Annotated in this window: 10 protein-coding genes; 5 read left to right on the forward strand and 5 right to left on the reverse strand. The window is 63.0% G+C overall.

All coding sequences use genetic code 11. The features are described 5' to 3' along the window. Positions 1-60 precede the first annotated feature (60 nt). From AC0L2K_RS08690 to AC0L2K_RS08700, 3 genes are all read right to left on the reverse strand, one after another. Complete coding sequence (locus AC0L2K_RS08690) at positions 61-2409, reverse strand: xanthine dehydrogenase family protein molybdopterin-binding subunit (protein WP_287257886.1); 2349 nt, start codon at positions 2407-2409, stop codon at positions 61-63. A 149-nt stretch (positions 2410-2558) separates the two neighbouring features. After that, positions 2559-3053, reverse strand: a complete 495-nt coding sequence (locus tag AC0L2K_RS08695; RefSeq protein ID WP_128177211.1) for a (2Fe-2S)-binding protein — start codon at positions 3051-3053, stop codon at positions 2559-2561. 265 nt (positions 3054-3318) lie between these two features. Then, positions 3319-3750, reverse strand: coding sequence for a DUF6841 family protein (locus AC0L2K_RS08700; RefSeq protein WP_287174875.1), 432 nt, complete (start codon positions 3748-3750; stop codon positions 3319-3321). 293 nt (positions 3751-4043) lie between these two features. Between AC0L2K_RS08700 and AC0L2K_RS08705 the strand changes: the two genes are divergently transcribed. Together AC0L2K_RS08705 and AC0L2K_RS08710 are read left to right on the forward strand one after the other, a co-directional pair. After that, positions 4044-5123 (forward strand): FIST signal transduction protein, encoded by a 1080-nt coding sequence (locus AC0L2K_RS08705; protein ID WP_287229231.1) that lies wholly within the window; start codon positions 4044-4046, stop codon positions 5121-5123. An 8-nt stretch (positions 5124-5131) separates the two neighbouring features. After that, the gene (locus AC0L2K_RS08710) at positions 5132-6472 is read left to right on the forward strand and encodes an ATP-binding response regulator (RefSeq protein WP_128187169.1); all 1341 of its coding nucleotides are present in this window, start codon (positions 5132-5134) and stop codon (positions 6470-6472) included. A 123-nt stretch (positions 6473-6595) separates the two neighbouring features. Here AC0L2K_RS08710 and AC0L2K_RS08715 read toward each other — a convergent pair whose 3' ends face one another. Continuing rightward, complete coding sequence (locus AC0L2K_RS08715; RefSeq protein ID WP_023803603.1) at positions 6596-7279, reverse strand: response regulator; 684 nt, start codon at positions 7277-7279, stop codon at positions 6596-6598. Between the two features lie 157 nt (positions 7280-7436). Here AC0L2K_RS08715 and maiA point away from each other — a divergent pair, with 157 nt between their 5' ends. Both maiA and AC0L2K_RS08725 read left to right on the forward strand, forming a co-directional pair. Beyond that, positions 7437-8087 (forward strand): maleylacetoacetate isomerase, encoded by a 651-nt coding sequence (gene maiA / locus AC0L2K_RS08720; protein ID WP_473531128.1) that lies wholly within the window; start codon positions 7437-7439, stop codon positions 8085-8087. Positions 8088-8116: 29 nt separating this feature from the next. After that, positions 8117-9157, forward strand: a complete 1041-nt coding sequence (locus AC0L2K_RS08725) for a zinc-dependent alcohol dehydrogenase family protein (protein ID WP_128177221.1) — start codon at positions 8117-8119, stop codon at positions 9155-9157. A gap of 170 nt (positions 9158-9327) precedes the next feature. On the opposite strand, the gene AC0L2K_RS08730 is transcribed toward AC0L2K_RS08725, so the two are convergent. Continuing rightward, the gene (locus AC0L2K_RS08730; RefSeq protein WP_128166759.1) at positions 9328-10191 is read right to left on the reverse strand and encodes a DMT family transporter; all 864 of its coding nucleotides are present in this window, start codon (positions 10189-10191) and stop codon (positions 9328-9330) included. A 106-nt stretch (positions 10192-10297) separates the two neighbouring features. On the opposite strand from AC0L2K_RS08730, the gene AC0L2K_RS08735 reads away from it, so the two are divergent. Next, positions 10298-11701 (forward strand): aminotransferase-like domain-containing protein, encoded by a 1404-nt coding sequence (locus AC0L2K_RS08735; protein WP_473531129.1) that lies wholly within the window; start codon positions 10298-10300, stop codon positions 11699-11701. Positions 11702-11880: the final 179 nt, after the last annotated feature.

Raw genomic sequence — 11880 nt, forward strand, 5'->3', positions numbered from 1 at the left:
GCCTACCCCTTCGCACGCAATTTGTTCCCTATTCGCTACTCCCTATTCGCTATTTGCTTATCAATGTTTCGTTCCCCGGATCGCTGCCCACACCGTGGACGGCGATGCCGGCATGGCGATATCGGTGATGCCGATGGCGTCGGTGATGGCGTTGATCACGGCCGGCGGTGAGCCGATGGCGCCGGCCTCGCCGCAGCCCTTGATGCCGAGCGGATTGCCCGGGCACGGCGTGTTCGAGGTCGAGACCTTGAACGACGGCAGGTCGTCGGCGCGCGGCATGGCGTAGTCCATGTAGCTCGCCGTCAAAAGCTGCCCGCTGGCGTCGTAGCGGGTGCCCTCCAGCAAGGCCTGGCCGATTCCCTGGGCGACGCCGCCATGCACCTGGCCTTCGACGATCATCGGGTTGATGATGTTGCCGAAATCGTCGGCCGCGACGAACTGGACGACCTCGGTCACGCCGGTCTCGGGATCGATCTCGACCTCGCAGACATAGCAGCCGGCCGGGAAGGTGAAGTTCGACGGATCGTAGAATGAGGTCTCTTTCAGCCCCGGCTCCATGCCGCCAGGCAGGTTGTGGGCGGTGTAGGCAGCAAGCGCCATCTGGAACCACGGCACTTGTTTGTCGGTGCCGGCGACCTTCAAGGCGCCGTTTTCGATGACGATGTCGCCCTCGTCGGCCTCGAGCAGATGGGCGGCGATCTTCTTGGCCTTGGCCTCGACCTTGTCGAGCGCCTTGACAACGGCCGACATGCCGACGGCGCCCGAGCGCGAGCCGTAAGTGCCCATGCCCATCTGCACCTTGTCGGTATCGCCATGGACGATGGAGACGCTGTCGATCGGCACGCCGAAGCGCTGGTTGACCAGTTGCGCGAAGGTCGTCTCATGGCCCTGGCCGTGGCTGTGCGAGCCGGTCAGCACCTCGATGGTTCCAGCGGCGTTGACGCGCACCTCGGCACTTTCCCAAAGGCCGACACCCGCTCCAAGACTGCCGACCGCCGCCGACGGCGCCAGTCCGCAGGCCTCGATATAGCAGCTCATGCCGATGCCGCGCAGCTTGCCTCTGTTGGCGGCGTCGGCCTTGCGCTGAGCAAAACCGGCATAATCGGCAGCGGCCATCGCCGCGTCCAGCGAAGCGGCATAATCGCCGGCATCATAGTTCATGATGACCGGTGTCTGGTGCGGGAACGAGGTGATGAAGTTCTTTCGGCGAAGTTCCGCCGGAGACACGCCCAGCTCGCGTGCGGCGGTCTCCATGGTGCGTTCGAGCAGATAGGTGGCCTCCGGCCGCCCTGCCCCGCGATAGGCGTCGACCGGCGCGGTGTTGGTGTAGACGGCGCGCACATTGGCGTGGATCGCCGGGATGTCGTACTGGCCCGACAACAGCGTCGCGTAGAGATAGGTCGGCACGCAGGACGAGAACAGCGACATGTAGGCGCCGAGATTGGCGATGGTGTCGACCTTCAGCCCGGTGATCCTGTTGTCCTTGTCGAACGCCATTTCGACCGTCGAGACATGGTCGCGGCCATGGGCGTCGGTGAGAAAGCTCTCGGTGCGGTCGGCCACCCATTTGACCGGCACGCCGGTCTTCTTCGAGGCCCACAGGCACACGATTTCTTCCGGGTAGATGTAGATCTTCGAACCGAAGCCGCCGCCGACATCCGGCGCGATGACGCGCAGCTTGTTTTCCGGCGCGACATTGTAGAAGGCGCTCATCACCAGGCGCGCGAGATGCGGGTTCTGCGAGGTCGTCCAGCAGGTATAGTGGTCCTCGGCCTTGTCGTAGTGACCAAGCGCTGCGCGCGGCTCCATCGCGTTGGGCACCAGCCGGTTGTTGACGATCTTCATGCGGGTGATGTGGGCAGCCGCCTTGATTGCCGCGTTGGTCGCCGCGCTGTCGCCGAGCTCCCAGTCGAAAATCAGATTGCCGTCGGCTTCCGGATGGAGCTGTGGCGCACTCCTTTCGAGCGCCTTCGGAGCGTCGACGACCGCCTTCAGTTCCTCGTAGGCGATGTCGACCGCCTCGGCAGCGTCGCGCGCCTGGCCCTTGGTCTCGGCAACCACGACGACCACCGCGTCGCCGACATAGCGGACCCTGTCGAAGGCCAGCGGCGACCACGCCCCCATCTTCATCGGCGAGCCGTCCTTGGAATGGATCATCCAGCCGCAGATGAGATTGCCGATGCCGTCGGCCTTGAGCTCCTTGCCGGTCAGCACGCCGATGACGCCCGGCATGGCCTGCGCCTTTTTGACATCGATCTTCTTGATCTCAGCATGCGCATGTGGGCTGCGTACGAAGGCCGCATGCTTCATGCCGGGAACCACCATGTCGTCGACATAGCGCCCGGCGCCGGTAATGAACCGCTTGTCTTCCTTGCGCGCTACACGAGCGCCAACACCTTCAATGCCCATCGCAGAAATTCCTCCCGAATTTTGAAGCGAATAGCGAATAGTGACTAGCGAATAGGGAAGAGAGGGTTTGCAAACTCGCCGGTGCCTCTGCAAACGCGAGCCGGTTTTTTACCCTACTCGCTATTCGCCACTCCCTATTCGCCTCTTCCCTACGCCGCTTGCCTGGCCTTGCCCTTCGAAGACATCGTCTCCGATGCGGCGAGGATCGCCTTCACGATGTTGTGGTAGCCGGTGCAGCGGCAGATATTGCCTTCGAGCTCGGCCCGCACCGTGGCCTCGTCGAGGCCTCCGGGATGGCGGTTGACCATGTCGGTCGCCGCCATGATCATGCCGGGCGTGCAGAAACCGCATTGCAGGCCGTGATGCTCCTTGAACGCCGCCTGCATCGGATGCAGGTCGGCGCCGTCCGCCAGACCTTCGATGGTCACGACGCTCGACCCGGAGGCTTGCACCGCAAGCATCGTGCAGGATTTTACCGCCTTGCCGTCGACATGGATCACACAGGCGCCGCATTGCGAGGTGTCGCAGCCGACATGCGTCCCGGTCAGGCCGAGATTCTCCCTCAAGAAATGAACCAGAAGCGTACGGTCTTCGGCAGTGCCGCTGACCCGCTTTCCGTTCACCGTCAATGATATCTCCGACATGAAACCTCCCTGGGTGCTACCTTGGTCGTTTTTGGCGTCGGTGGTGCCCGAGCCCTCCATCTGTCCGCTATTCTTATACCGCATAAAAGCACGGGAAATAGTGCCGCGGAATGCCGAGATTGCGAGAATGCAGTTCGGCCGAAAATCCGCCTATTGTACTTTCGGTCACGCAAAGACAGGCAAACAGCGGAGCGAAGCGAAACCATGGTCGCCTGGCGATGCCGCCTGCCGGCCATCAGCGGCAATGGTGCTGGCCAGGCCGATTTCAGCCGATGCCGTGCTTTCTGAGAACCTCCTGCTCGTCGCCTGACACCCAGCCAAATATTTTAGGCTCTCCGGCCAGTTTCTGCACGAGGTAGTGGACGTCGAAATCGATCGTGACGTCAGTCTGGCCTTTGCGCGCGAAGATCGACGTCCAGGCGACGTGGGCAACGCAATGATGCTCGTCTATCGGCGAAATGCGAACATCGCGTATTCGCATCTCCTTGGTGCCGATCGCTCGATAGCGAGCATAGCCTTGTTCCATAGCCTGCTTGAGCTGGTCGTCGTTCTTCCCGACCATGATGCCGGCAGGCGACGCCGCAATGAAGGCGGAAGCATAGACCGACGTGACTTCGTCCATGTCGGCATCACCGGCGAGGGATTTCCGGAAAAGCCGCTCGTACCGTTCGAATAGCTTCCTGACCTGGGCGTCCATGGATCACTCCCTTCCGCTGTGGTTTTGGGATCTGAAGTTTCTGAGCGCCGATGCCGTCAAAAACAGCAGAAAATTCAATTCCGTCATGTTGGCTCATTGCCAAAGTAGCACTTGAAGACAACAATGACTTCGACGCCGGCGCGCCAGGATCAAAAAAGAGCCGCGCACAAAAAGAGCGTCGGAGGAAATAGAGGAGGAAGCCGCTGGCCAGTTCACGGACGCGCTATGCATGCGGCCTATCGGTTCTCACCACCGACGAACCCGACGCGGATGCGTTCGCCCGGGCGGTGGCAGTGGAAGCCGCGGCCATCGACGCTGGGTTTGCCCTGCTGTTTTTCTCGCAAAGCCTGCTTGAGGCAGTCGCCCTTTCGGAAGCGCTGGAGAACCACGCGCCGGCGCTCCGCTATGCCGGCTGCTCGACGGCCGGCGAGATTACGCCCAAAGGCCTGGAGGACGGCCAGGTCATGGCCATGCTGCTTCCCTCCGTATCTTTTTCGGCAGCCAGCACCATGGTCGAAAATCTGTCGTCATCGGGCATGGACGGGATCACCGGCGAAGTCGAGGCGCTGAGGCGTTCGTTACGCGGCCGCGTCGGGCACGAGCGAGCCGACACCACTTTCGCGCTCTGCCTGATCGACGGGCTGTCCTATGCCGAGGAAGCGGTCACCTCCGCCATCCATTGGGGGCTCGACGATATTCCACTGATCGGCGGTTCGGCGGGCGATGATTTGAAATTCGAGACGACGCGGCTGATCTCGAACGGCAAGGTTGCCTGCGACTGCGCCATCATCGTGCTGATCACCACGGAAATTCCTTTCCACGTGTTCAAGACCGACAATTTCGTCCCCACCGACGAGAAGCTGGTGGTGACCGCGTCCGATCCCGATCACCGCACCGTGCGCGAATTCAACGCCACCAATGCCGCCGAGGAATATGCCGCCTCGGTCGGCGTCATCCCGCAGATGCTGACGCCGCTGAGTTTCGCTTCGCACCCGGTGGTGGTGAAAGTCGGCGGCGAATTTTACTGCCGCTCGATCCAGAAGATGCATGCGGACGGCTCGCTGTCGTTCTTCTGCGCCATCGACGATGGCGTCGTCCTGTCCATCGCCCGACCCAAGAACATGGTTGAATCGACGCGTGCCGCCTTCAGGGATGTCGAGGAAAGGCTTGGCGGCATCGACATGATCCTCGCCTTTGACTGCGTGCTGCGCAGGCTCGATGCGCGCAACCGCCAGGTCTTTCGGGAGATGTCGGAACTCTACAAGGTCAACAACGTCATCGGCTTCGGCACCTATGGCGAGCAGTACCGGTCGATGCATCTGAACCAGACGTTCACCGGCATCGCCTTCGGAGAGCGGCAGGCGGCGGAGTAGGAGGTTTCATGCCGCTCAGGGACATCAACGACCTGGAGAAGCTGAAGAAGATCAACGCAGCCCTTGTCAGCCGCGTCGAGCGCTCGATGGACCAGCAAGGCAACGCGTTCTCGCTGTTCCAGACCGCGATTTCGCTCGAGAATCGAGTGCGTACGCGCACCGAGGAACTGCACTCGACACTGCGTCGATTGGAACAATCCAACATCGATTTGAGCGCGGCCAAGGAAAACGCCGAACTGGCGAACCTGTCCAAGACCAGGTTCCTGGCAGCCGCCAGCCACGACGTGTTGCAACCGCTGAACGCCGCGCATCTCTCCGTCTCGGCGCTGGCCGAAGTGCAGACCAGCGACGAAGGCAAAAAACTGGTCCGGCAGGTCGAGCGGTCGCTGGAGACGATGGAGGATCTGCTCCGCACCCTGCTCGACATCTCCAAGCTCGATGCCGGCGTCGTGCAGCCCGATATCGGCGACGTCAGCCTGGAGGTGCTGTTTTCGTCGCTGCGTTCGGATTTCCTGCCGGTCGCCGAATTGAAGGGCCTGACGCTAAAATTCCGGCCGGTCAACGCCGTCGTGCGTTCGGACCGCACCTTGCTGCGCCGCATCCTGCAAAATATCCTTTCCAACGCGCTGCGCTACACCCGCTCCGGCGGCGTGCTGGTCGGCACCAGGCATCGCGGCGACACGATCCGCATAGATGTCGCCGATACCGGCTGCGGTATCCCCGACGACCAGCGCGAGGCGGTGTTCGAGGAGTTCCACCGCGGCACGTTCCCGACCGATGCCGGGCTAGCCGGCGGCGGGCTGGGACTGGGCCTGGCCATCGTGCGCCGCATCGCCGCCGCACTCGGCCATCCCGTGACGTTCTCGTCGAAAGTCGGGCACGGCACGATTTTCCACATCGACGTTCCGGTCGGGATCGGCGCCAGCGTCGATGCCATTGCCAGCAGCGCCGACATGGAGCGGCCGCGCGGCTACGGTCTGTTCGGCACGAAGGTGCTGCTGGTCGAGAACGACGTCGAGGTGCTGCAGGCGATGACATCCCTCCTCGAGCGCTGGCAATGCCTGGTGCGCCCTGCCACCTCGACCGATGCTGCACTCGACATGCTCGGCGATACGGACTGGGTGCCGGACATCGTCATCGCCGACCAGCATCTCGACGGCGGCGACCTCGGCACCACCACGATCGCCGAGGTCCGCGATTATCTCAGCCGCGCCGTGCCGGCGCTGATCGTCACCGCCGACGGTTCGGAGACCGTCGCCAAAGCCGCCCGCGCCGCCGGCATCGAGCTGATGCGCAAGCCGCTGAAACCGGCGCAGCTGCGCGCCCTGCTGGCGCATCTCTTGGCTTGATCCCAAAGACATTGGCAGAAGACCGCGAGCGACAAGAAAATGGTGCGCTGTCACCGTGATTTCTCGTCCTTGGACGGAAAAGGTAAGTTCTCGGTTACGGTTTAGTCACCCTAACGGGTACGGCTAAAACCCCGCCTGGCCGCGAAACAGCTCGGCGCTGTCGAGCTTCGAAACCTCGATGACGGCTTGCGTGCGGCTGTAGACATTGAGCTTGCGCAGGATTTCGGAGACATGCGCCTTGACGGTGGTTTCGCCGACCTGCAGCTCGTAGGCGATCTGCTTGTTGAGCAGGCCCTGGCGCAGCATCTGCAGCACCCGCAATTGCTGCGGCGTCAGTTTGGCAAGGCGCTGCACCATCTCGGCGCGATCGGTGCTGTCGGCGTCCGGCGGCTGGCCTTCATAGGTTTCGGGCACGTAGATCGCGCCTTCCATCACCGAGCGTATGGCGGCGGCTAGATCGCTCTTGCGCGCCGATTTCGGGATGAAGCCGGCAGCACCATAGGACAGCGCCTCGGAAATGATCTTCGGCTCCTCATGCCCCGAAACGATGACCACCGGCAGGCGCGGATAGCGGGTCCGAAGCTGCAGCAGTCCGTCGAAGCCATGCACGTCGGGCATGCTGAGGTCGAGCAGCGCGAGATCGAACGGCTTGGCGTCCGCCAGAAGCTCGAACGCCTCGGTGATCGAACGCGCCTCGACAGTGTCGACGTCCGGATAGGCCATCTGCACGGCGCTGTGCAGCGCCTCGCGAAACAGCGGGTGGTCGTCGATGATCAGAAACCGGGCGCGATCGTTGACTGCGGTCATGGCGTTCGTTTCAGTTCAGGGCAGGATAGAATAGCCCAGCGACCATGGCCAGATTATTGGCAAATAGTACATCGCCATCCCTGGCCGAAGGACGGAGATGGCAATTTCGGGACCATCATGCCTTGCCCGGTCGTCCAAATCGGCCGAATGTGCAGGAATGAGCGATCTCGTCCTGCATAACTACTACCGCTCCTCCACCTCCTACCGGGTGCGGATCGCGCTGGAGATGAAGGGCCTAACCTACCAATATGTGCCGCATCATCTGCGCCACGGCGAGCATCTCGAGCCCGCCTATCTCTCGGTCAATCCGCAAGGACTGGTGCCGGCGCTGATCCTGGGCGACGGCAGGCTGCTGACGCAGTCGCTGGCGATCATCGAATTTCTCGACGAGACCAGGCCCGAACCGCCTCTTTTGCCACAGGACGCGCCTGGCCGGGCCCGCGTCAGGATGCTGGCGCAGATGATCGCCTGCGACATCCATCCGGTGAACAACCTGCGCGTGCTGACGTCGCTGCGCACGCTGTTCGGCGCCGGCGACGAGGACGTCGCCAACTGGTTCCGGCACTGGGTGAACGAAGGTTTCCAGCCGCTTGAAAAGATTCTTGTTTCATCGCCTGAAACAAAAACGTTCTGCCATGGTGACACGCCGGGGCTGGCCGACATCTGCCTGGCCGCGCAGGTCACCAGCAACGCCCGTTTCGGCGTCGACATAGCGCCCTACCCGACGGTCACACGCATCCACGCGGCCTGCATGGCGCTGCCGGCCTTCCAAAAGGCCGCGCCGGAGAACCAGATCGATGCCGAATAGCAGCGCTATCCAATTATGAGGAATTGCCGATGAAAGCCGTTGTCTTCGAAAAATTCGGCGAGGTGCCGACGATCCAGACTGTTGCCGATCCGGAGCCGGCACCGGGCGGCGTTGTCATCAAGGTCGAGGCGACCGGGCTCTGCCGCAGCGACTGGCATGGCTGGATGGGCCACGACGACGGCATCCGCCTGCCGCATGTGCCGGGCCACGAGCTTGCCGGCGTCGTGGCGGCCGCCGGCAGCCAGGTGACCCGCTGGAAGACCGGCGAGCGCGTCACCGTGCCGTTCGCCGTCGGCTGCGGCCGTTGCTTCGAATGCAGCTCCGGCAACCATCAGGTCTGCGAGCACCAGACCCAGCCCGGCTTCACCGGCTGGGGCTCGTTCGCCGAATATGTCGCCATCGACCATGCCGACACCAATCTGGTCCGCTTGCCGGACGAGATGGAATTCGCCACCGCCGCCAGCCTTGGCTGCCGCTTCGTCACCTCGTTCCGCGCCATTGTCGACCAGGGCCGGGTGACGCCAGGCGAATGGGTGGCCGTGCATGGCTGCGGCGGCGTCGGCCTGTCGGCGATCATGATCGCCAGCGCCATGGGCGCGAACGTGATCGCCATCGACCTGACCGACGAGAAGCTGGACTTCGCCAAAAAAATCGGCGCGGTGGCGACGATCAATGCCGCCAGGACGCCGAACGTGGTCAAGGCGGTCAAGCAGATCACCAATGGCGGCGCGCACATGTCGATGGACGCGCTCGGCCATCCGACGACCTCGTTCAACTCGATCGCGAACCTGCGCCGGCGCGGCCGCCATGTGCAGGTCGGGTTGATGCTTGGCGATCACGCCAGGCCGCAGATCCCGATGGACAAGGTGATCGCCTTCGAGCTCGAAATCCTCGGCAGCCACGGCATGCAAGCCTACCGCTACCAGGCGATGATGGAGATGATCCGCACCGGCAAGCTGAAACCCGAATTGCTGGTCGGCAAGCGGATCAGCCTCGATGAGGCGCCCGCGGCCTTGATGGCGATGGGCGGCTTCGAAGGCATCGGCATCGGCGTGGTGACGAAGTTCTAGCCGTGCGGCTCCCCCTTCTCCCCTTGTGGGAGAAGGGGGCCGCGAAGCGGCCGGATGAGGGGTGCTCCAGCTTGGCACCAACAGCACTCCGGCCAGCACCCCTCTTCCGTCTTGGCGCTGCGCGCCAATCCACCTTCTCCCACAAGGGGAGAAGGAAGAAAGGCCGCCGCCTACCGCGCATATTTCTTCGCACCGACCACGCAAAGCACGACGGCGGCGGTGACGGCGATCATGGCGGGGCTTACCTGCTCGTGCAGCAGCATTGCCGCTAGCCCGAGGCCGAAGAAAGGCTGCAGAAGCTGCAACTGCCCGACCGCGGCGATGCCGCCTTGCGCCAGCCCGCGATACCAGAACACAAAACCGATCAGCATGCTGAACAGCGAGACATAGGCCAGGCCGATCCAGGCGGCCTTGCCGACGTTTTCGAGCGACGGTGGCATGGTGATGAGCGTCAGCGCCAGCATGACCGGCAGTGACAACACCAGCGCCCATGAGATCACCTGCCAGCCACCAAGTTTGCGCGACAGCCTGGCGCCTTCCGCATAGCCTAGTCCGCACACGATGATTGCCGCCAGCATCAGCATGTCGCCAAGCGGCGAGGCCGAGACACTTTGGGTCACCGCAAATCCGGCAACCAGGGCGCTGCCAAGGCATGAAAACAGCCAGAAGGCCGGTTTGGGGCGATCGCCGCCGCGAATGACGCCGAAGATCGCCGTCGCCAGCGGCAACAGGCCGATGAAGATGATGGAATGGGCCGAGGTGACGTGCTCGAGCGCCAGCGCGGTCAGCAGCGGAAAGCCGACCACGACGCCGAGCGCCACGATGGTCAGCGACAACAGATCCTGCCGTTCCGGACGCTTCTGGCGAAAGACGAGCAGAAGCGCCAGGCCGAGGATGCCTGCCGTGGCAGCGCGGGCGACGGTCAGGAAGGCCGGATCGAAATCCATCACCGCAACCCGCGTTGCCGGAAGCGATCCGCTGAAAATCAGTACTCCTACGAATCCGTTGATCCAGCCGCCCGCCGTCTTGTCCATCGCATGCTCCTGATGTTCTCGCCCTCTATCGGGCCGGACCTATGGCGCCGCCAGAGACAATGAAGTACAGTTCGACAAAACTGTCATGGTAGATTGAGCAGTACGGATGGACGAGCAGACGACGGCAAATGTGGGCAGCGGGACGCTTGTCGAAAGCGTCATGGCGACGATCAGGCACAGGATCGCCGCGCGCAGCCTGACACCGGGAACACGATTGCCTTCGATCCGGGCTTTCGCGAAAACCATGCAGGTTTCGAAATCCACAGTGGTCGAAGCCTATGAGCGTCTTGCCGCAGAAGGCATCATCCGCTCGCGTCCAGGTTCGGGCTTTTATGCCGCCGGACCGTTGGCTCCCTTGTCGCTGGCCGAGATCGGCCCCAGGCTTGACCGTGCCGTCGATCCGCTCTGGGTTTCGCGCCAGTCGCTGGAAGCCGGCGACGGCGTGCTCAAACCCGGTTGCGGCTGGCTGCCGGCCGCGTGGATGCCGGAGGCCGGATTGCGCCGGGCGCTACGGACAATGGCACGCGGCGATGATGCCACGCTGACCGATTACGGCACTCCGCTCGGGCTGCCGCCGCTGCGCCATCTGCTCGCCCGGCGCATGGCAGAGCACGGCATCGAGGCGTCTCCCGACCAGATCATGCTGACGGAATCGGGCACCCAGGCCATCGACCTCCTGTGCCGGTTCCTGCTCGAACCGGGCGACACGGTGCTGGTGGACGACCCCTGCTATTTCAACTTCCATGCCCTGTTGCGCGCTCATCGGGCCAAGGTGGTCGGCGTTCCCTATACGCCGTCGGGACCGGATATCGAGCTGTTCGCGCAGGCTCTGATCGAGCACCGGCCGCGCCTCTACATCACCAATTCCGCGCTTCACAATCCAACGGGTGCAATTCTGTCGCCGGTCGTCGCCCACCGATTGCTCAAGCTCGCCGACCAATCGGATCTGACGATCATCGAAGACGATATCTTTGCCGACTTCGAACACACCCCGGCACCCAGGCTGGCGGCGTTCGACGGTCTTGGTCGCGTCGTCCATATCGGCAGCTTCTCCAAGACGCTTTCGGCGTCGGTGCGCTGCGGTTTCATCGCGGCTCCGCGCGACTGGATGGAAGGGCTGACCGACCTCAAGATCGCCACGTCCTTCGGCAGCGGCAGGCTTGCCTCCGAACTGGTGCTGACGCTGCTGAAGGACGGCAGCTATCGCAAGCACATCGATTTGCTGCGCACGCGGCTTTCACGCGCCATGACTGAGACAGGCAGCCGCCTGAAGGCGATCGGCATCATGCCGTGGATCGACCAGCCGACCGGCATGTTCTTGTGGTGCAGACTGCCGGAAGGCGTCAATGCAGCGGAAATAGCCCGCCGCGCCTTGTCGGCCAATGTCGTGCTGGCGCCCGGCAATGCGTTCAGCCTGTCCCAAACCGCCAGCCGTTTCCTGCGCTTCAACGTCGCGCAGTCGGCGGATGAGAGAATTTTCAGGACGCTTGAAGAGGCGATGTCGCGTTGATTTTCCCGCACTGTCCCTTCTCCCCTTGTGTGAGAAGGTGGCCTCGCGAAGCGAGGTCGGATGAGGGGTGTTCCAGCTTGGCACCAACAGCACTCCGGCCAACACCCCTTGTGTCTCTAGAATCATGCATGATCGGGCTGGCGGGTGACCCGGGTCATGACCGGATCACCCGCTGCGGC

It is taken from the genome of Mesorhizobium sp. WSM4817 (assembly GCF_055811135.1).